The organism is Bacteroides sp. AM41-16 (genome assembly GCF_003603495.1).
Classification (GTDB): domain Bacteria; phylum Bacteroidota; class Bacteroidia; order Bacteroidales; family Bacteroidaceae; genus Bacteroides; species Bacteroides uniformis.
The window spans coordinates 48,226-70,146 of record NZ_QTNE01000018.1; the positions used below are offsets into that span (position 1 = coordinate 48,226).

The window sequence follows — 21,921 nt, forward strand, 5'->3', positions numbered from 1 at the left end:
TTCCTTCTCTATGCTAATAGTAGTGATTACTAATCTTATAGCATCAACCAATTTTCATCATTTCCTTAATATAAGGAGACTATTCTTATTCCCCTCCCTGTGGGGGAGGGGTTAGGGGAGAGGCTTTCAGTTCGGCTTTATGTCTTCAATCTGCAACTGCACTTCACCCCTCTTATGGGTATTCTCTTCAATGGAATAGCAGATGTCGAAGGAACGTTTGGTCTTGATGAAGCGTACGTGGGAACTTTGCCCGAAAGCGATGCCGTTCATTACATTGTTCGATTTATTATCCACCAGTTCTAGCTTGATATGTTCCTGGTCGCGGCCTACGACTTTGCTGGTACCATAATCATAGACATTGTGCGTACAGAAAATGGGTTTGGCATTGTCCGGTCCGAATGGATTGAATTTCTTCAAGTCGCTGAAGAATTTCGGAGTGATGTCTCTGAAATCAATCTCGGCATTGATGTCGATGACGGCGCATGTCTGTTCCGGCAGGATATTTTGTGATACGAACTCTTCGAAGCGTTCGATAAAGGCCGGTACATTTTCCACCTTCATGGAAAGACCGGCGGCGTAGGTATGACCTCCGAAGTTTTCCAGAAGGTCGCGGCAGTATTCAATGGCTTTGTAGACATCGAATCCGGAGACGGAACGGGCAGATCCGGTTGCCATGTCATCCGTACGTGTCAGTACTACTGCCGGCCGGTAATAGATTTCCGTCAGCCGGGAGGCTACGATGCCGATGACGCCTTTATGCCAGTCTTCATTGTACAATACGATGGAACGTCGGTCGGCAAGTCCGTCCAGGTCAGCTACAATCTTGTTGGCCTCCTCGGTCATGGTCTTGTCCAAGTCCTTGCGTGTCTCGTTGTATTGGTTGATTTGTCCGGCTTTCTCCAGGGCAAGAGAGAAATCTTTTTCAGTAAGCAAGTCAACAGCTTCTTTCCCGTTCTGGATACGTCCGGAGGCGTTGATGCGGGGACCTATTTTGAATACAATGTCACTGACGGTGATGTCCTTGTCCGTCAGTCCGCAGACATCAATGATTGCTTTCAGGCCTACGCTGGGATTACTGTTCAACTGCTTCAAACCGTGGTAGGCGAGAATGCGGTTTTCACCCATAATGGGGACAATATCCGATGCGATACTGACGGCGCAGAGGTCCAGTAAAGGGATAAGGTGATGGAACTCGATACCGTTGTTGAGGGCAAATGCCTGCATGAACTTAAAGCCTACACCGCATCCGGACAGATGTTCATAAGGATAGGTGTTGTCTTCCCGTTTGGCATTCAGAATGGCTACAGCAGGGGGCAGTACATCATCGGGGACATGATGGTCGCAGATGATGAAATCAATGCCTTTCTCCTTGGCGTATGTGATTTCTTCGACGGCTTTGATACCGCAGTCCAATACAATAATCAAACCTACACCACTCTCTGCGGCATAGTCTACTCCTTGGATTGAAACTCCATACCCCTCATTGTAACGGTCGGGGATATAGTAGTCGATGTTCGAATAGAACTGTTGAATAAACTTGTAGACCAATGCCACAGCCGTGGTACCGTCTACGTCATAATCTCCATAAACAAGAATGCGCTCTTTCTTTCCCATTGCCTTGTTCAGGCGCTCTACGGCTATATCCATATCCTTCATCAGGAATGGGTCGTATAAGTCCGGTAGTTGGGGGCGGAAAAACTTCCGGGCATCCGCTGCCGTTGTTATTCCCCGCTCCACCAGCAATTTTCCCAATATTGGGCTAATTCCCAATTCTTGGGCCAGTTGTTGGCTTGCTTCTGCCTGTTCGGGTGTAATGGGTTGATAATTCCATTTGTGAGTCATTTTATATATTATTTTTTCTTTTTCTATCTCAAGATGTTGGGGGAGTAGAGGGGGGCAATACGTGCACTTTTCTCCAACAAGGTGTAAAGGTATGAAAAACTCTTGAAACGGAGGTGAATTCTGCGGAAAAACTTTATAAGTATATGTATTCTCCACTAAAAAACTTTATTTTTGTATCCATTAAAAAATATCGCTATGCTTGTTTTTATCTCTTGTGCAAAGACCATGGCAGCGCGCTGCTCTGTTGTCGTGCCCGAAGTCACAGTCCCGAAATTCGAAACGGAGGCTGTGCGGAATGCGTTGGAAATGTCGCAGTATTCAGTATCCGAATTGGAAAGGCTTCTTCGGGTGAATACCAAAATTGCTGCCGAGAACCGTTTGCGTTTTCATGATTTCTGTTCGGAGGAGAATCGTTCGATGCCAGCCGTTTGCGCCTACACGGGAGCTGTTTTTAAACGCATTCTTCCGAAAGATTTTTCAGCGGAGGATTTTCGTTATGCGCAAGAACATCTACGTATCACTTCTTTTCTTTATGGGTTGCTTCGCCCGCTGGACGGTATCAAACCCTATCGTTTGGAAGGAGATGTCCGTTTGCCCGAAAAAGGTGGAATATCCATGTTTGATTATTGGAAGCCTTTGTTGACGGATTACTTCATAGAGGAAATTAAAAACTGTGGCGGTGTTCTCATTAATTTGGCAAGTGCTGAAATGAAAGATTTGTTCGACTGGAAGCGGGTGGAGCAAGAGGTGCGTGTTATTACGCCCGAGTTTCAAGTTTGGAAGGCCGGACAGCCGAAGACTGTCGTTATCTATGCCAAGATGTGTCGCGGAGAGATGACGCGTTTTATTGTCAAGAACCGTCTGGAGTGTCCTGAGGAGTTGAAATCCTTTTCTTGGGAGGGCTTCGTCTGGGATGAGATACGCAGTACGGAGAATGTATGGCATTTTTCGTTAGGTACATTTATGTAATGAAAAGGTACATTACGTTTGGCTCAGATGTTACTATATGTTGCTTTCGATGTTTGCGCAAAATGAAGAACTAAATACGCAATTTAGGATGAGGGAAAAGAATGAACTCTCTACATTTGCATGCAGTAAACTTAAAAGCAATATACTATGAAGAGAAACGGATTAAGAACAGTTGTTGTATTAGCTTTGACCATATTTCTATTGAATGCTCCGGTTTGTGCTACAGCTTCCAGATTGCGGGATACTTGTGCGGAGGCGCGGGATGAGGTTGCACTGCGGCCTGAGTGGATGAGGATTCTCCATGATACGCTTCCTATATGTAAGATTTCTATTCCTGGTTCACACGATAGCGGTAGTATCAAAGGAGGGCATATGTTGAAAACACAAGCAACAGATATTCCTGCTCAATTACGGCAAGGCATCCGTGCTTTCGATATCCGTTTGGAAAAGAAGGGTAATAAACTGGGGGTGTTTCACAGTCATGCCTTTCAGGATATATATTGGGAAGATGATGTTTTACCTGCTTTTATACACTTTCTGCAAACATATCCTTCTGAGACTTTGATTGTTTCCTTGAAAAAGGAAGGGGGAGAATTGCGGGATTATGCTTCTCTGCTGTCCGTTTCTTTAAGCAGCCCTGAGTATCAAAGTTATTTCGTGATGGACTTTCGCCCTGAACTGACGCTGAAAGATTGCCGTGGAAAGATTCTTTTCCTGCATAGGGATCATGCTATGGATAATTATCCTGGAGCAGCATGTGTAGGTTGGGAGGATGACAGTACTTGCCTGCTCACTCTTCGCAATAAAGATGGTAAGGAAGGAGTGGCTTTGCTCGAAGATGAATATCAATATGAATCGGGTGAGGAGGCCGGGAAGAAGGTAGGGGTTTGTGTCCGTAATATTGAAGGGATGTCTGCTGAGCCGGTTTCCTCACGTCGGTGGGGAATTACTTTTGTAAGTGCGACGGGGCTGCCCTTGGGAACCCCTAAAGTCTTTGCTGATAAGGTGAACAAGCCTATTGCTGACTATTTAAAACAAAAGAATAGCCGGAATTGCGGTATTGTTTTTATCGATTTTGTCAGTGAACCTGGAGGAAAAGATTTGGTGGAATATTTGATTGACAGTAATGTTTGCGCAAAATGAAGATTTATATGCGCAATTGGGAATACTGAAAAAAAAGCATTTTCTTAATTTTGCACATGTTGAACACCTTAATGTTATATACTATGAAACTGTCAATAGATTTAGGAGGAACCAATATTCGAATAGCCCAAGTGGAAAAAGGGAACTGCTTGAATAAAGTGTCGGTTCCATGTTTAGCTCAGCAAGATGCTTCTACTGTGCTAAACCAGCTTTCCCAGCTTATTCGGAATATGATGAATGAGCAGGTAGATGGTATCGGTATCGGTGTCCCTTCAATTGTTGATCCGGAGAAAGGAATTGTATATAATGTAGCAAATATATCTTCTTGGAAAGAAATACACTTGAAGGAGATTTTGGAGAACGAATTCAAGGTGGCAGTTGCCATTAATAATGATTCCAACTGTTTCACTTTGGGGGAGAGCCTATACGGCGAAGGAAAATCTTATACCAACATGGTAGGCGTTACTATTGGGACCGGAATTGGAGCTGGCGTTGTCATTGGCCGTCGTTTGTATGGTGGGCAATATATGGGAGCCGGTGAGATAGGCTCATTTCCTTATTTGGACTCTGATTTTGAACATTATTGCAGTAGTTTCTTGTTTAAACGTTATGGCACTACCGGTGCGGTAGTAGCTGAAAAAGCCCAGCAAGGAGAACAAGCTGCATTGGAGATTTGGAAAGAGTTTGGGAGGCATTTGGGTAATCTTATAAAGGCAATTCTTTTTGCCTATGCTCCCCAGGCTATTGTTTTAGGAGGCGGTATTGTATCGGCTTTTCCTTTCTTTAAAAATGCTATGGAACAAACAATGCAAAGTTTTCCCTACAAGATTATATCGGATAATGTGAGTGTGGTGGCTTCGCATCAAAAGGATTCCAGTTTATTGGGTGCTGCCGCTCTTCTTGAGTAATAATCCCTATACGGTTTGATTGAAAATAATAAATATTTTGCAGTTATATTATTTTACGCATAAATAAGGACTGTTAGGGAATTGTTCCTTTTGTAATAACTATGTAATTCTGCTTTCTGACCTTTGTGGCGGAATTATAATTTTCTATATTATAAACTTTAAATTTTGAATGCATGAAACAAGTAAATCTTAGAATCTATCGAACGATTCTGACCCTATTGTTGGGACTGTTCTTGTCGGCAGGTGCTTATGCACAGCAGATTTCTGTGAAAGGAACAGTAAAGGATCAGACTGGCGAACCTGTGATTGGTGCCAATGTGTTAGTAAAGGGGACGACTAATGGAGTGATTACGGACGTTGACGGAAACTTTAATGTTTCGGCCGATAAAAACGGCGTATTGGTAATCAGTTTTGTCGGCTATGTGACTCAGGAAGTACCAGTGGCAGAAAAACAAATGGTAATTGTGCTTAAAGAGGATACAGAACTTCTGGATGAGGTTGTTGTATTAGGGTATGGTGCGAATACACGTAAGCAGGACTTGTCTGCTTCAGTGGGTGTAGTAAGTAATACTGAAGAATTGGCTGCTCGCCCGGTAACTTCTACCGAAGGCATGCTGCAGGGACAGCTGGCAGGTGTTACCATTACGGCCGATGGTGGCGACCCAACTTCTTCTCCTAACATTGTGATTCGTGGTCAAGGCTCACAAGATGGAGACAATGTACTTTGGGTTGTGGACGGTGTTCCCGGTGCACCTATCTCATCCATGAATGATATTGAAAGTATCGTTGTTTTGAAGGATGCTGCTTCTGCTGCTATCTATGGCGCACAGTCTGGTGCAGGTGGTGTTGTGTTGGTAACTACCAAAAAAGCGAAACAAGGTGCTCCTTCGTTGACTTATGACGGCACTTTTGGTATTCGTCAGGCTACCAATTTGATAGAACCACTGAATGCGGAGCAGCAGATTGAGATGCGTAAGATATCTCATCAAAATGCAGGACTTTCGCTTCCAGTCGGTTGGGATGTTACCAAAAATCCATGGATAGGTACGACTCGTACTGATTGGATGGATGAGATTTTCCGCACTGCCTTCTACCAACGTCATAACGTAGCGTTGAATGTAGGTTCTGATAATTTTTCAAATCGTATATCTTTTGCTTACGATAATGATGAAGGTGTTTTGATTAATACTTTCAAGAAGAATCTTACATTACGTTATAATGGTAAAATGCAGCTGAACAAGTGGGTGAGCGTCAGTGAGGATTTTGTATGGCAGAACACTACCCAACGTTCCAAAGCTACGGATAACGATGCTTATACAGGACCTATCCTTTCGGCTATCTACATGCCGGCAAGTGCCACTGTCTATAATCCGTTGGACGGAAGTTATGGTGGTGTGACTACGGAAGATCCTGCCTATATTGAAAAATATGGTTCGAATTTCTCTGATATCCACGGGGATGCTGTAAATCCGGTACGTCTATTGGAAGCAGAGAATTTGTATGACAAGATAAGTGACATATGGAGCACTACCAGCTTGGAGATAGCTAATGTACTTCCTGGATTGAAGTTTACGAGTCGTTTTACTTATAATATGAAGACTAATCATTACAAGAAGTTCAATCCTATTCGTGATGAAGTAGGTAAACCGGCTTTGTCGAATAATCTTCAAGAAACTACTTACCGTAGAGATGCTTGGAAGACGGAAAATACCCTGACTTATGATAAGACATTCGGTGAACATACGGTTGGTGCCTTGTTCTCGACTACGGCAGATCATTCTGAAACGCGTGGACTGGAAGTGACGGGTAAGGATTTTGCGGATGAATCGGAATTTTTACAATACATGGCGTATGCAGGATCAGTGACAGCATCTGACTATTTGACTGGACCTGATGCCAATGTGTCGTTGATTGCCCGTTTGGCTTATTCTTATAATGACCGTTATTTTGCTACTGCATCTTGGCGTCGTGATTATGCTGGACGTTTGCCTAAGGAAAATAACTATGGTGATTTCCCTGCAGTGACCCTTGGATGGAAAATATCTAATGAAAAATTCTTTAAGAAGAGTGATTTTATCAGTTTGCTGAAATTGCGTGCTTCTTGGGGGCGTGTAGGTAATTTGAGCTCTATAGGGCTTAATTATAAGTCTGCTTTGTTGAAGAAAAGCTCGTGGACAGAACAAGCACAATATGGTCCTGAGGCAAATAATATCTGGAATACTTTGATTTACAACGGCTCTGCGTTAAATCCTGATTTGACCTGGGAAACTTCAGAACAGACTGACTTGGGCTTGGATGTTGAGATGTTTAAAAACCGTTTGTCGGTATCATTAGACTATTTTGATAAACGTACTTTCAATTTGATTCAGACACAATCAATGGGGTGGCCTTCTACTATGGGACTCGATGCCATGTTAATCAATCAAGGTGAAGTGCGTAACCGTGGCTTTGAGATTCAAGCTAATTGGAGCGATAAGATTAACAAAAACCTTTCTTATTTCGTATCGGGTAACTTCTCGTATTTAAAGAACTGGGTATCAGATATAGGTGTGAAGGATGCGGATGGCAATCCGGGTTTGTGGCCTAATGATAAAAGGTTCCGTAGCATCCCTTATATGATGCAGAGTACGGAAGGGGAACCTCTGAATTCCTTCTACTTGATTAAGACAGATGGTTTGTTCCAAAGTGATGCAGAAGTTGCCGAGTGGAATGCTAAACATGGAACATATGTGACCAATGATAATGGTGAAAAAGAGTGGGTAGGTATTCAGCCGAATGCCAAGGCTGGTGACTTGAAGTTTGTGGATCATAATGGCGATGGTAAAATTACGGATGCAGACCGTCAGTATATGGGTAGTGCGACTCCGAAGACGACTTTTGCCTTTACATTGGGAATGACGTGGAAAAAACTTTCTTTCAGTGCCATGTTCCAGGGAGTAGGTGGAGCAAAAGCTTTATATGTAGGAAAGTACATGCTGTTGAGTGATGTAGAAGGAAACTTTAACCGTTCCAGCGAGATATTGAATGCTTGGAGTCCTACAAATACCGGTTCTGATATTCCTCGTTTGTCAAAGAATGACCCGAATGGAAACTTTACGACTGCATCTGATTGGTATTTGGAGAATGCTTCTTATCTGCGTTTGAAGAATGTAACCCTTTCTTATGATTTAAGCGATGTATTCCGCAAGTGGTCTCATTTGAATGACCGTAACAGCCGTTTGTCTGTGTACCTCAGTGGTGAAAATCTTGCTACTATCACTGGATATTCTGGTATGGATCCTGAATGTGGTGGCTGGGATGCTTTGAAATATCCGGTATCTCGCGTATTATCTGTTGGTGTAAAATTGACTTACTAATAATTAATAGAGAAGAATGATTATGAAAAAAAATATATTATTTTTTGCGATGTCTGCCACATTGCTTATGAGTTCTTGCAGTGACTTCCTTGATGTGCAACCAGAGGGAGATGCTACTACAACGACTTATTTTACCAATGACCTGCAGGCTATTGATGCTGTAGATGCATTGTATGAAAGATTTCATCAGGAAGCTGTATATGGACGCGAACTGTTTTGGGAACAAGGTGCCGCGTGCGACGTTGTGTGGGGAAAGACCCGTGATTTTCCAACACTTGCTACATTGAAATATACAGGAGACGAATCCCCTTTGCGTACTATTTTTGATACTATGTACAAAGTGATGGCACGTTCCAACTGGGTAATACAAGAGTTGCTTAAGAAAGGGAAAAGCACCACTTTGAGTGATATTGAAAAGAGAAGTCTCGGTGAAGCTTACTTCACTCGTGGATGGGCTCATTTCTTGATCGCTTATCGTTACGGTCTTGATACACAAGGGGTACCTTTTGTCCGTTATGAAGATTTTGAAGGTGGCTATGACAATTCTATTCCTCCTCAGCAAGCTTCGGTCATCGATAATTATAAATTGATTATCTCGGATATGGACAAGGCAATAGAGTATTTGCCCCGTTTTGAAGAGTATGGAGATAATGATAGAGGACGCGCGCACGATGCGGCTGCAGTAGCTTTTAAAGCTAAAGTTTATGCTTATTGGGCAACTTGGGATGCTACACAATGGGGAAATGTAATCAGTATGGTCAATGAACTGGAAACTGCTTACGGACGTGATTTAGCCGGTACTTATGAAGAGTTGTTCTCTTCTGATTTCTCTAAATGGTGGAATAAAGAGTATATTTGGACTATTCCTGGAAATGGTGGCTCTCAAGGTGGCGGTTCGGAGTTTCCGGGAGTTGTCCTTGAGAACAAAGGCTGGGGACAATATAATGGCTGGGGACAGAACAAGCCGTCTTATGATATTTACGAAGAGATGTTGAAAGACGGAGCTGGTAATGACCGTTTGGTTCGTACGGTTTTAGAGTATGGTCAGGAATTTCAATTCTTGGGTGAATCCCGTGCTTTTTATTCAAGCTCGGATATTGAATCCGGTTTTATGATTAATAAATACATGGATCCCTTTAAGTATGAAGATGCAGCCAATAAGGGGTATATCAATACAAACGGAGACTGGCCGACGGTACGTATTAATTTCCCGGTTATCCGTTTTGCAGAAATGTTACTTTTCCGTGCGGAAGCTTATTTGATGACTAATAAAGCGGACTTGGCTACGGCTGATTTGAATCGCATTCGTAAACGTGCCAATGTTGCATTATTGACGGGCACTGCTACTATGGCTGACCTATATCATGAACGCCGTTGTGAATTGGCATTTGAGTTTACAGACCATTTATATGATTTGAAACGCTGGTATCGCTCAGGCAATACTGAAATAAAGGCTTTGGCTGCTGCCGAATTGAATGCCCGTCCGCGCGTACGTCATTATGCCAACCGCCAGGACCCTGCTTCCACATTCGTTGTAGGTGAGTATGAGGATTATACGGATAAGATTGCTTATCAGGATTACATGATCGTATTCCCTTATCCTTCGGTTCAGATTACCAAATCTGATGGTAAGTTAAAACAGAATCCTCATTATGATTGATATTTTCTCTGAAAGAGATAAAATATAAAAAAAGACCTCATTGCCATTGGTCTAATCTGCAGGGGTTGGTATTTTCGGGTATTGATCCTTGCAGATATTTCTTCTTTTTCTTTCATTTGCAAAGGCTATTCATAAAATCATTTTAATATACGGAGAGACGGCATTCCCGACAGTCTGCAGCGCTCTTCAAATATACAGTCTGATGAAATTAAAAACTCTTATATGTGCAACTACTGCCTTTTGGGCTTGCTGCTCTTGTACATCCGGTGAACTATCTCCCGTAGACTATGTAGACCCTTTTATAGGTACCGGCTTTCATGGGCATACTTATCCGGGGGCAACCGTTCCGTTCGGGGCGGTACAGTTAAGCCCTGACACGCGTGCCGGAAACTGGGATGCTTGTTCGGGGTATCATTATAATGATACGACTCTAAAAGGTTTTTCACACACACATTTAAGTGGGACCGGATGCATTGATCTTGGGGATATACTGTTTCGTCCTACTACGCTGAAACCGGATTTGACTACGGAAAGCATTTACCAGCCAGCGGCTTTTTCCCATAAAGACGAAGATGCTTCTGCCGGATATTATTCGGTTGTTCTGAAAGAAGAAGGAATAAAAGCTGAATTGACGGTAACGGCACACGCCGGTATGCACCGCTATACGTTTTCTTCCGGCAAAGAAGCATCTATTATTATAGATTTGACTCATTTGCTTGATAACGAATATATTTATGAGGCTGAACTTGAACAGACTGCCGCCAACGAAATAACAGGTATGCGCAGAACCAGGGGATGGACGGACAATCAGTACGTTTATTTTGTAGCCCAGTTCTCGAAACCTTTTCAGGCCATAGACTTTATACAGAATAAAAAGATGGTTTCTGCAGGAGTTAAGTTGAACGGTACCGATTTGCAGGCTTGCTTGTCCTTCGATAATAGTAATGGAGAGCCGGTTATAGCCAAAGTTGGATTATCCATTGTCAGTGAAAAGAATGCACGTGAGAATTTGGAAACCGAGGTGATAGGTTTCGATTTTGATGCCGTGCGTAGTGCTGCCCGTTCCGCTTGGGAACAAGCTCTCTCTGCTATTACGGTAAAAGGCGGCAATACGGACGACTTGAAGAATTTCTATACAGCCATGTATCATTCTATGGTTGTACCCAATGTCGTGAGTGATGTCAATGGTGAGTACCGCCGTCATAATATGGAAATTGGGCAATTGCCAAAAGGCAAAGTGCAATATTCTACATTTTCGCTTTGGGATACTTTCCGTGCATGGAATCCGTTGATGACTTTGATTGATACAACTTTGGTCAATAATATGATAAATTCCTTTCTGGACATTTACGAATCTTCGGGTGAACTTCCTATCTGGCCGCTTTCTGCCGGAGAGACGGGAACTATGATTGGTTATCATGCAGTGTCCGTTATAGCAGATGCTTATATGAAGGGTATTAGAGGATTTGACGCGGAAAAGGCGTTGGAAGCTATGGTAGTTTCTTCTGAAAAGAACAAAAAGGGAGCTGATTACTATATTCAGAATGGCTTTATTCCTTCTAATATAAAGAAAGAGTCCATCTCTTGTTTGCTGGAGTTTGCCTATGATGACTGGTGTATTGCACGTATGGCTCAGGAAATGGGTAAGGATGATATTTATCAAAAGTATATTCAACGTTCCCAGAACTATATCAATGTTTTTGATGGTAATACAAAATTCTTCCGCCCCAAGCGGATGGATGGGAACTGGGAAACTCCCTTCAATCCTATTGAGATAGGTCGTGCCTATACGGAAGCCACAGCCTGGCAGTATCGTTTCTTTGTACCTCACGATGTAAGCGGTATGGCACAACTGTTTGGTGGTAAGAAAGAGTTTATTACCGCACTCGATTCTATCTTTACAGTAGAGTCGGATGTACATGGCGATTTAGTGGATATTACCGGACTGATAGGTCAATATGTTCATGGCAATGAGCCGAGCCATCATATCGCCTATCTGTACGATTACGTCGGACAGCCTTGGAAGACGCAGGAAATGACACGCCGTCTGCTCCATGAAATGTACGCTCCTACGCCTGAAGGAATCATTGGTAATGAAGATTGTGGACAGATGTCCGGTTGGTATATATTATCCAGCTTGGGTATTTATTCAGTTTGTCCGGGAAGCAATGAATTTGCACTGACTACTCCTCTATTTGAGAAAGCGGTTGTCAACCTGGCAAATAGAAAGACTTTGACCATCCTTGCCAACAATCCGAAGAAGAATGTCTATATCACAAAAGTAGAATTGAACGGACAACCGATAGATGTAAATTTTATTACTTATGCACAGTTGATGGAAGGTGGAGAACTTCGTTTTACTTTGTCCGACAAGCCGAATATGGAGAGAGGTGTTTCCTCTGAAGCATCCCCTTATTCCTATACTAAAGATGAAGTCGTTTCCATTCCCTATGTGGATAAGGATTTGAACTTGTTTATGGATAAGGTAACGGTTGCATTGGCCACAACAACCAAGGATGCCGAAATCAGATATACATTGGATGGCAGCGAGCCCACAGAGCAGTCGGCATTGTACGAGCAGCCTTTTGAACTGGACAAGACCACTTTAATAAAAGCCAAAGGATTCAAGGAAGGTCTCCGCTCAAGCAGAACATTATCCATATCGGCAACGAAAGCTGAATTAAAGGCTGCTCTTTCTGTAAATCCTACTCAGAATGGTACATCTTATAAGTACTTTGAAGGCACTTCCCAGAAAGTGGCTGATGTAGAAAAGTCACCGTTGCTGGAGTCTGGTGTCATGCCCGAACCTTCTATTAAGGGTGCTAAGCAGGAGGATCATTTCGGTTATATCTTTTCTGGATTGATAAATGTTCCCGAAGATGGGGTCTATACTTTCCAGACCCGTTCGGACGATGGCAGTGTCTTGTACATTCACGATGAGCAGGTAGTCAATAATGATGCTTCCCATGCTGCAATTCCTGCTACCGGAATGGTCGCGCTGAAGAAAGGTTTTCATCCTTACAAGCTCTATTACTTTGAAGATTATGAAGGTGAGTATTTGAGCTGGGCTTGGAAACTGCCTTCTGCCGAGAAGTTGGCACCCATCCCTGCATCGGCTTTATTTGTGAAATAATAGTTTAATATATATGCTATGAGAAAGTTATTTTTGTTATTTTTACCTTTGTTCGCTGCATCATGCGGACAGGTGAAGCAGCAGGCACCTGCACCAGAGCCCGTTAATGTCATGAGTTTCAATATTCGCTATGACAATCCGGAAGATAGCTTGGACAACTGGCAATACCGTAAAGACCGCGCGGCAAATGCCATCCGTTTTTATGATGTGGATATATTGGGTACGCAAGAAGTACTTCATAATCAGTTGGAAGACCTTAAACAACGATTGCCGGAATACGGAGTCATCGGTGTAGGTCGTGAAGATGGAAAGGAAAAGGGTGAATATAGTGCACTCTGGTATAAGAAAGATCGTTTCAACTTGCTGGATTCTGGCTATTTCTGGTTGAGCGAGACTCCTGAAGTTGCCGGTTCCAAGGGCTGGGATGGAGCTTGTGAGCGTATCGCTTCATGGGCAAAACTGCAAGATAAAGTAAGTGGCAAGGAGTTCTTCGCATTGAATACCCACTTGGATCATGTAGGTGTTGCTGCACGTCGTGAAGGTATAAGCCTTATGCTGGATAAAGTAAATGAGTTGAGTGGTAACTTACCCGTAGTAGTAACGGGCGACTTTAATGCTAGTCCGGAATCGGATGTCATCAAACACGTGACTGACCCTTCCAATCCGGAACACTTGACAGATGCACGCCAGGCATCGGCAATTGTTTATGGTCCGGCATGGAGTTTCCATGATTTCGGAAAGATTCCTTACGATAAACGTCCGCTGATTGATTACGTTTTTGTACGTAATGGACTGAAAGTTTTGAGGTATGGTGTATTGGCTGAAACAGAGAATAATGCTTTCCTCTCCGACCATGCCCCTATTTTAGTAACAGTTGAATAATAAAACAATAATTATGACTAAGATATTAAGAATATGTATCGTTATGCTCTTGGCAGTCTTGCTACTGCCGGTAGAGTTATCGGCACAAAGCCGCCGTGATAAAGAACAGACCTATGTTTTGGACCAACCTTATGAGGTGACAAAGATTACCCCTCCCCAGGGCAAGAAGATAAAGAATGTCATCTTGATGATTGGTGATGGCATGAGTCTTATGCACGTATATTCTGCCTGGACAGCCAATCGAGGCAAGTTGTTTTTGGATAACTGCCAGGTAGTGGGTTTGTCTAAAACCTATTGTGCCAACAAGCTGATTACAGACTCGGGAGCGGGTGGAACAGCCATAGCTACGGGGCAGAAGACAAACTATCATTCTGTGGGTGTAGATACCGAAGGACGTCCTTTGAAATCATTGGTAGACCTGGCTGCTGCTAAAGGTAAATCGACCGGTATAGCGGTGACTTGCCGTCTGTGGGATGCCACTCCTGCTGATTTTTGTTGCCATAACAAGGATAGGGATGCGGAAGCTGAAATCGTAGCAGATTACGTTAATTGCAGTGCCGATTATGTATTCGGTGGAGGTGCCAAGCTTTTCGAAAACCGTGAAGATGGACGTGACTTGTTTAAGGAACTACGCGATAAAGGATTTCAGACTCCTCGCAGTTGGGATGAATTGGCTGGCATAAAGAGTGGTAAGGTATTTGCCGTACCTTATCCCGTCGATACTCCTCTTCCTGCTGAACGTGGCGACCTTTTGGCACGTGCTTCATTGAAAGGTATCGAATTGCTGGACCAAAATAAAAACGGTTTCTTTATGATGATAGAAGGTTCGCAGCTGGATGACTACGGACACTTCAATGACATTGATTTGCTGATGCAGGAAACACATGACTTTGACCGTACTATCGGTGCCATTTATGAATGGGCTGCCAAGGATGGAGAAACATTGGTAGTAGTTACTGCAGACCATGAGACTGGTGGACTTACGTTGGTTGATGGAGATTTGGCAGAAGGCAGAATCGTATGTAAGTTCTCTACCGGTGGTCATAGCGGTGTAATGGTACCAGTGTATGCTTTTGGTCCCGGTGCAGAGGAGTTTACAGGGATTTTTGAAAATACTGCTATCTTTGACAAGATAAAAAAACTGCTCAATTTGTAATTTAAAAAATAACTATTTCCTATGTTGAAACACATTTTATTGGTAGGCTTGCTTTCTTTTTCCACTCTCCCTTTGCTGAAAGCTCAGAGCTGTGGCAATGATGAAAAGTATCATTTGCCTTATAAAAATACATATGTAAAGGAACCGCTGGTCACTGAAAATGAGTATCGTGTGGCAAAACCTGAGACGATTGTGCCGAAAAGCTTCGAAGAAGCTCGGCAGATTCTTCCCAATCCCATTTGGGGTGGACATGACAAGGAACTTGAAATGTATTGGAAGGCATGGGAAATAGCTATCGGCAATATTCGTGCTCCTCAAGCAGGCTCGGGTTTTGTCTCAAGCTATTTGGATACAGCTTATAATGGTAATATCTTTATGTGGGATTCCTCTTTCATTCTGATGTTTGCCCGTTATGGTACCCGTTTCTTTCCTTTCCAGAATACGCTGAACAACTTTTACGCCAAGCAGCATCCCGACGGTTTCATTTGCCGTGAAATAAAGGCAGATGGTGCCGATTGCTTTGAACGCTATGATCCGGTGAGTACCGGACCGAATTTGATGCCTTGGTGTGAGATGGTCTATTTCCATCAGTTTGGTGATACGGAACGCCTGCACAAGATATTTCCGGTACTTTGTGCTTATTATAAGTGGTTGAAATTGAACCATACTTGGAGAAATGGAACCTACTGGTCAAGCGGATGGGGGACCGGCATGGATAATATGCCCCGTGTTCCGTCGGAATACAGCCCTATCTACAGTCACGGGCATATGATTTGGTTAGATACAAACCTACAGCAATTATTTACTGCCAATTTACTACTTGAGATGGGCTTTTATCTGGAACGTTGGCAAGAGATAGAAGAGTTTGAAGACGAAGCCAAAATGCTGGGAAAATATATCCATGACAATCTTTGGGATGAAAAGACCGGTTTCCTTTATGACCAGTATGCTGACGGTACGCTCTGTACAACCAAGGGAATAGGTGCCTATTGGGCTCTGTTTACTGATGTATTGGATTCTGTACAGTTGGACCGCATGGTGAAGGAATTGGATAATCCTGCCACATTCAACCGGAAACACCGTATTCCTTCTTTGTCTGCCGATAATCCCAAGTACAAGGAGAATGGCCGTTATTGGCAGGGTGGCGTATGGCCGGGAACTAATTACATGGTGATGCAGGGCCTTGTGCAGAAAGGTTATGGTAAACTGGCACGGGAGATTTGTTTGAATCATTATGCCCAGGTGTTTGAGGTCTATAAGAAGACTGGAACTTTTTGGGAATATTATGCTCCGGAAAGTGCTGAGCCGGGATTTATGGCAAGGGATAATTTTGTGGGTTGGGCAGGACTTCCTCCTATTGCTGAATTGATAGAATTTATTATCGGTATTCGGGGAGATTATGCCAAAAAGCAGATTATCTGGGATATGAATTTGACGGAGATTAACGGCATAGAACGCTATCCTTTTGGTCCCGAAGGGCTTATCTCCTTAAAAGCTGAAGCACGCCGTTCTGCAAGTGATGAACCCCGTATCACAGTAGATTCTAATATTGATTTTGAACTGTGTGTACTCTATGGTGGAAAAGAGAAAAAGATAAATGTGACATCCGGTAAGCATACCTATTAAAGAAGAAATCAATCATGAAAAACAATATGTCAAGACGCCAATTTCTGAAGACTGGCGGGCTTGCCTTGGCTGCAATGACCTTTCAGCCCGCTTCCGTATTATCTTCATCCGGGACTTTCAGCCAGAGATATGTTTCGTTGCGTCCTTCTGCAAGCAAAAGGAGCTTCATTTCGAAGGCAGTAGATGCTGCCATTGAAGAAGCAAAGCCTAAAATAAAGGACGAGAAGTTGCGTTGGATGTTCGAGAACTGTTTTCCCAATACGCTTGACACTACTGTCAGATATAGAGTGAAGAATGGCAGACCAGATACTTTCGTCATTACAGGTGATATAGATGCCATGTGGCTGCGCGACTCTTCAGCGCAAGTATGGCCCTATCTGCCGTTGATGAAGAAAGATAAGGACTTGCAGTTGATGGTGGCAGGACTTGTCAACAGACAGACTGAATGTATCTTGATAGACCCGTATGCCAATGCCTTCAACGACGGGCCGTTGGGCAGCTATTGGGAAACCGACCATACACAACATATGGTTAAGGAACTGCATGAACGCAAATGGGAGATAGATTCTTTGTGCTATCCCATTCGTCTGGCTTATCATTATTGGCAATACACGGAAGACACGTCTGTGTTCGATGAAAATTGGCATAAAGCTATGCTGCTGGTGGTCAAGACCTTTAAAGAGCAACAGAGGAAACAAGGCTTAGGACCTTATAGCTTTACGCGCGATTGCGACCGCCCTACAGATTCGCAGATTAACAACGGATGGGGAGCACCGGTAAAGCCGGTCGGCTTAATCGTTTCTTCTTTCCGTCCGTCAGATGATGCTACACAATACGGTTTTCTGATTCCTTCTAATATGTTTGCGGTTGTGTCATTGCGCCAATTGGCTGAGATAGAGGATAAAGTTTATGGAAACAAGGACTTCTCCGGAGAATGTATAACATTGGCAGATGAAGTGGATGCAGCTATCCGTAGGTATGGTACTTTCAATCATCCGGTTTGTGGACGTATTTATGCCTTTGAGGTCGACGGTTTTGGTAACGCGCTTTGTATGGACGATGCCAATGTACCCAGTTTGCTGGCTGCGCCTTATCTGGGTTATTGTTCTTTTAAAGATGCGATTTATCAGAATACCCGTAAAATGATATGGAGCGGCAATAATCCTTATTTCTTTAAAGGAAAAGCCGGTGAAGGGGTAGGAGGCCCTCATGTGGGATTGAATTATATCTGGCCGATGAGCATCATTATGAAGGCTTTTACAACGGATGATTCCGAAGAAATACGTGCTTGTCTGAAGCAACTTCGTGATACGGATGGAGGGACGGGCTTTATGCATGAGTCTTTCCATTCGGAGGATGCCGCGGACTTTACTCGTTCCTGGTTTGCCTGGACAAATACTTTGTTCGGTGAACTGATACTGAATACAATCAAGGAATATCCCAACTTATTATCCCAAATACTATGAAGATAAGATATTGGTTACTGGCTATGTCATTCATTTTTCTCTCTTGTGGGAGAGTGGCTGATGATGTAGCGGCAAACTATGGTATTATACCCATGCCGAATGAACTTGCTCCAATGCAGGGAGTGTATGTCTTGCAAGGGAAAAAAACAGTGGCTGTCCCTTCCGGGGAAGCCGCGATGAAAGTTTTTCATTATTTGGAGGATGCGTTGAAAAACACTTCTGTAACGCTGAAGGATATTTCGGAAACGGGAAAGGCTGATATTTGCTTATCTATAGATAATTCCTTGCCCGATGAGGCCTATACATTGGAGGTTTCTTCCGATAGGATAAATATATCTTCCAATGAAACTGCCGCCGGATTTTTTTATGGTGTCCAGTCTTTGCTGCAGCTCATGCCGGCAGCCATTTATGATGGTGACCGGAAATACGAAGGAAAGATTAGGATTCCTGCTGTCAGCATTACGGATGCTCCCCGTTTCCCTCATCGTGGGGCTATGATGGATGTAGGGCGTAATTTTCTGCCAAAAGAGGAAGTGCTGAAGTTTCTTGATTTGATGGCATTCTATAAATTGAATAAATTCCATTTTCATCTGACAGATGACCAAGGATGGAGAATAGAAATAAAGAAATACCCGAAACTGACTGAAATAGGTTCTTATCGTAAACAGACTCAGATAGGACACTCTGATTATTATTTTCCACGGCGTTACGATGGAAAAGAAAAGAGAGGCTATTATATGCAGGAAGAAATAAAGGAAATTGTGAAGTACGCATCCGACCGTTTCATTACGGTCATTCCCGAAATAGAAATGCCGGGACATGCATCCGCAGCATTGGCTTCCTATCCGGAACTTTCTTGCGGATTGGGAAAGACTTATGTGGTGCGTGATTATTTTGATGTTTTTGATGAGGTCTATTGTCCCAAAGAGCATACATTTGAATTTTTACAAAATGTGCTGACCGAAGTTATGGAACTCTTCCCCAGCCATTATATCCACATTGGTGGAGATGAGTGTCCCAAGAAAGCATGGAAGAAGTGTGTCCATTGCCAGCATTTGATGAAGCGGGAAGGTCTGCCCAACGAAGAAGCTCTGCAAAGTTGGTTTATCCATCGGATTGAGCAATTTGTGAACAGTAAAGGGCGTGACATCATCGGGTGGGATGAGATTCTGGAAGGAGGGCTTGCTCCTAATGCTACCGTCATGTCATGGCGTGGCGAAAAAGGAGGTATCGAAGCGGCTCACCAACGGCATAAAGTCATTATGACACCCGGCAAAAAGTGTTATTTGGATTACTACCAGGAAAGTCCGGAATTTGCCCCGTTGGCTATCGGCGGTTTTCTTCCGTTGGATACGGTGTACAATTATAACCCGCTTCCTGCTGAACTGACTCCGGAAGAACAAGCTTATATAATAGGTGTACAAGCCAATATCTGGGGAGAGTACATACAGACTCCCGAGTATTTTGAATATATGGCTTTCCCTCGTTTGCTGGCTATGTCAGAGGTGCAATGGACACAGCCGGAACATAAGGACTTCGAGTCGTTTGCCCGTAGGCTGGATAAGGAGTTTGAACGATTGGATTATTGCGGAGTGAATGCTTGCCGCAACTTCTATGAAGTCAATCAGATTGGTGCATGGAACAAGTCGCAGCAAACTTATGAGGTGACTTTGAAAACCTTCTGTCCGGATGCCGATATTTACTATGCGGTAAATGATTCAACGGTCAACACTTCATCTTCCCTTTATGAGACTCCGATACCGTTGGACGAGGATGCAACTATTTATTCGGCAGTTTACAGAAGCGGTAAGCCGCTAGGGAAAGTGACCCGCAAGAGTTTTGCTGTAAACAAGGCAACCGGATGTGACTATACTTGTAATCCTGAAGCAGGATGGGAACACTTGAATAAAGGCTTCGGGCTGACTGATGGACGACGTGGCTATGCCCGCGACATGCGTCGCTGGATTAGCTTCTACCAGGATACTGTACAGATTGTAGTGGAACTGAAGAAACCTCAAAAAGTCAAGGAAGTGGCCTTTTCTTCTTTATGGCGGCCGGTAAATGAGATATGGCCGGCAAGGGCGATGAGTGTTTCTGTTTCAATGGATGGTCAGACTTTTATTCCGGTGGGCACTAAACGGCTGACTTATGATTTTAGCTTGACGGAAGGCACCCGTTTTCCGGCATCTCTTTCATTTGCCGAAACGGAAGCTACATTTGTCCGCTTGGAATTATTGAGTGGTGGCTTGTGCCCGAAAGGATATTTTCATGAAGGGGTGCAGAGTGAGTTGGCAATAGATGAAATAGAAATATATTAATCTCAAGAAATTATGAAGAAAATAGTTGTTCTTTTAGTTGTACTGTTGGGCTGTATGCCGGTAACGGCTTTTGCGCAGAAGCAATTCTTTTTTAAGGATGGCAGGTTTGTAGTAGCACAGTTTACAGATTTGCACTGGATGCCGGGTTCTGCAAAGTGTGCCGAAACGGCAGCTACTATCCGTGCTGTCCTGGCAGCCGAACATCCGGACATTGCTATACTGAGTGGGGATGTGGTGACCGATGACCCTGCTATGGATGGATGGAAAAGTGTAGTGGATATTTTCAATGAAGCCAAGATGCCTTTTGTGGTGATGATGGGAAACCATGATGCAGAATACTTGACGCGCAATGAAATCTATGATTTCCTCTTGAAGTCTCCCTACTATGTGGGGGCAAAAGGCCCTGAAGATATTATGGGATGTGGTAATTGTGTGATTTCTATTTATAGTCCGGAGAAGAAGGACCAGGTAGAGGCATTGCTCTATTGCATGGATTCCAACGACTATCAGCCTAATAAAATCTATGGTGCTTACGACTGGATTCATTTCGACCAAATAGAATGGTACAGAAAGCAAAGTAAACACTTTGCAGAGAAGAACGGTGGTAATCCCGTTCCTGCTTTGGCCTTTTTCCATATTCCGCTGATTGAATACAACGAAATCAGAGGTGACGGGAAAACTTATGGCAATGACAAAGAAGGTGGAGTTGCCTCTGCTAATATCAATTCTGGTATGTTTGCTTCCTTCCTTGACATGAGGGATGTAATGGGAGTATTTGTAGGACATGACCATGATAACGATTTTATAGGAATAGATAAAGGTATTGCATTGGGATACGGACGGGTGACCGGTGCGGATGCGTATGGAGAGTTGACGAGAGGAGCCCGTATCATTGAACTGTACGAAGACCAATTCAAATTTGACACATGGATTTCCACTCCTTCGGGAAGGGAGGCTGCCTACTATTACCCTTCAGGTCTGAATTCGGATGAGGAGCAGAGTATGGCTTATTTGCCGGCTACGGGAACTTCTCCCAAGAAGCAGGGCGTGGCATATACCTATTATGAAGGCAAATGTAAACGTGTTGCCGATATTGCCGCCTGCAATAAAGTGAAGGAAGGGGTGATGAAGAACTTCTCGATTGAAGAAGTAGCCGTCCCTGATCATTTTGCTTATGATTTCCGTACGTTGGTGAAAATTCCAGAAAGGGGAGTATACCGTTTCTATACTTTTTCCGATGATGGTTCTAAACTATACATAGACGGTAAATTGATTGTTGATAACGACGGTGGACACAGCGGACGCCGTGCCGAAGGGAAAGTCGCTCTCGAAGCAGGGTACCACGAGTTGCATCTGCTGTATTTCGAAGATTACATGGGCCAGGAATTGGAAGTCGGGTATTCGGGACGGAATGTTCTGGAAACCGTGTTACCTGATACCATGTTGTTTGTACCGGATTAAA

At 43.5% G+C, this 21,921-nt stretch carries 13 protein-coding genes; 12 read left to right on the forward strand and 1 reads right to left on the reverse strand.

From position 1 onward, the window contains the following. Window positions 1-126: 126 nt before the first annotated feature. Entirely contained in the window at window positions 127-1,842 is a 1,716-nt protein-coding gene (recJ, locus tag DW896_RS15265) for a single-stranded-DNA-specific exonuclease RecJ (RefSeq protein ID WP_005833333.1), read from the reverse strand. 195 nt (window positions 1,843-2,037) lie between these two features. Between recJ and yaaA the strand changes: the two genes are divergently transcribed. The 12 genes from yaaA to DW896_RS15325 all read left to right on the forward strand — a co-directional run bounded on the left by yaaA (window position 2,038) and on the right by DW896_RS15325 (window position 21,920). Next, window positions 2,038-2,811 carry a peroxide stress protein YaaA gene (gene yaaA, locus DW896_RS15270; RefSeq protein ID WP_005830017.1) on the forward strand — a complete coding sequence of 258 codons (774 nt, stop codon included), beginning with the start codon at window positions 2,038-2,040 and terminating at the stop codon, window positions 2,809-2,811. A gap of 147 nt (window positions 2,812-2,958) precedes the next feature. Next, window positions 2,959-3,954, forward strand: a complete 996-nt coding sequence (locus tag DW896_RS15275) for a phosphatidylinositol-specific phospholipase C (protein WP_119993502.1) — start codon at window positions 2,959-2,961, stop codon at window positions 3,952-3,954. Between the two features lie 83 nt (window positions 3,955-4,037). Beyond that, window positions 4,038-4,862: an ROK family protein gene (locus tag DW896_RS15280; RefSeq protein WP_005833328.1), complete on the forward strand. Its 825-nt coding sequence runs from the start codon at window positions 4,038-4,040 to the stop codon at window positions 4,860-4,862. A 173-nt stretch (window positions 4,863-5,035) separates the two neighbouring features. After that, entirely contained in the window at window positions 5,036-8,218 is a 3,183-nt protein-coding gene (locus DW896_RS15285; RefSeq protein ID WP_119993505.1) for a TonB-dependent receptor, read from the forward strand. Between the two features lie 22 nt (window positions 8,219-8,240). Then, window positions 8,241-9,878 (forward strand): RagB/SusD family nutrient uptake outer membrane protein, encoded by a 1,638-nt coding sequence (locus DW896_RS15290; protein WP_005833325.1) that lies wholly within the window; start codon window positions 8,241-8,243, stop codon window positions 9,876-9,878. Between the two features lie 202 nt (window positions 9,879-10,080). Then, a complete protein-coding gene (locus tag DW896_RS15295) occupies window positions 10,081-13,011 on the forward strand; it encodes a GH92 family glycosyl hydrolase (protein ID WP_119993507.1) in 2,931 nt (976 codons plus the stop codon). Window positions 13,012-13,029: 18 nt separating this feature from the next. Then, window positions 13,030-13,893 (forward strand): endonuclease/exonuclease/phosphatase family protein, encoded by an 864-nt coding sequence (locus DW896_RS15300; RefSeq protein ID WP_005830032.1) that lies wholly within the window; start codon window positions 13,030-13,032, stop codon window positions 13,891-13,893. A gap of 13 nt (window positions 13,894-13,906) precedes the next feature. Next, on the forward strand, window positions 13,907-15,049 hold the full coding sequence (locus DW896_RS15305; RefSeq protein WP_008664179.1) for an alkaline phosphatase: 1,143 nt from the start codon (window positions 13,907-13,909) through the stop codon (window positions 15,047-15,049). Window positions 15,050-15,070: 21 nt separating this feature from the next. After that, window positions 15,071-16,675 (forward strand): trehalase family glycosidase, encoded by a 1,605-nt coding sequence (locus tag DW896_RS15310; RefSeq protein WP_044468242.1) that lies wholly within the window; start codon window positions 15,071-15,073, stop codon window positions 16,673-16,675. Window positions 16,676-16,689: 14 nt separating this feature from the next. Next, a complete protein-coding gene (locus tag DW896_RS15315; RefSeq protein ID WP_119993509.1) occupies window positions 16,690-18,141 on the forward strand; it encodes a glycoside hydrolase family 125 protein in 1,452 nt (483 codons plus the stop codon). Further along, entirely contained in the window at window positions 18,138-20,459 is a 2,322-nt protein-coding gene (locus DW896_RS15320; protein WP_119993512.1) for a glycoside hydrolase family 20 protein, read from the forward strand. Before DW896_RS15315 ends, DW896_RS15320 begins: the two co-directional genes overlap by 4 nt. Window positions 20,460-20,471: 12 nt before the next feature. Beyond that, window positions 20,472-21,920, forward strand: coding sequence for a PA14 domain-containing protein (locus DW896_RS15325; RefSeq protein WP_005830044.1), 1,449 nt, complete (start codon window positions 20,472-20,474; stop codon window positions 21,918-21,920). Window position 21,921: the final 1 nt, after the last annotated feature.

Excerpts from the sequence above, each read along its gene's own strand:
- recJ (WP_005833333.1), bottom strand. The coding sequence starts at position 1,842 with ATGACTCACAAATGGAATTATCAACCCATTACACCCGAACAGGCAGAA.
- yaaA (WP_005830017.1), top strand. The coding sequence starts at position 2,038 with ATGCTTGTTTTTATCTCTTGTGCAAAGACCATGGCAGCGCGCTGCTCT.
- DW896_RS15275 (WP_119993502.1), top strand. The coding sequence starts at position 2,959 with ATGAAGAGAAACGGATTAAGAACAGTTGTTGTATTAGCTTTGACCATA.
- DW896_RS15280 (WP_005833328.1), top strand. The coding sequence starts at position 4,038 with ATGAAACTGTCAATAGATTTAGGAGGAACCAATATTCGAATAGCCCAA.
- DW896_RS15285 (WP_119993505.1), top strand. The coding sequence starts at position 5,036 with ATGAAACAAGTAAATCTTAGAATCTATCGAACGATTCTGACCCTATTG.
- DW896_RS15290 (WP_005833325.1), top strand. The coding sequence starts at position 8,241 with ATGAAAAAAAATATATTATTTTTTGCGATGTCTGCCACATTGCTTATG.
- DW896_RS15295 (WP_119993507.1), top strand. The coding sequence starts at position 10,081 with ATGAAATTAAAAACTCTTATATGTGCAACTACTGCCTTTTGGGCTTGC.
- DW896_RS15300 (WP_005830032.1), top strand. The coding sequence starts at position 13,030 with ATGAGAAAGTTATTTTTGTTATTTTTACCTTTGTTCGCTGCATCATGC.
- DW896_RS15305 (WP_008664179.1), top strand. The coding sequence starts at position 13,907 with ATGACTAAGATATTAAGAATATGTATCGTTATGCTCTTGGCAGTCTTG.
- DW896_RS15310 (WP_044468242.1), top strand. The coding sequence starts at position 15,071 with ATGTTGAAACACATTTTATTGGTAGGCTTGCTTTCTTTTTCCACTCTC.
- DW896_RS15315 (WP_119993509.1), top strand. The coding sequence starts at position 16,690 with ATGAAAAACAATATGTCAAGACGCCAATTTCTGAAGACTGGCGGGCTT.
- DW896_RS15320 (WP_119993512.1), top strand. The coding sequence starts at position 18,138 with ATGAAGATAAGATATTGGTTACTGGCTATGTCATTCATTTTTCTCTCT.
- DW896_RS15325 (WP_005830044.1), top strand. The coding sequence starts at position 20,472 with ATGAAGAAAATAGTTGTTCTTTTAGTTGTACTGTTGGGCTGTATGCCG.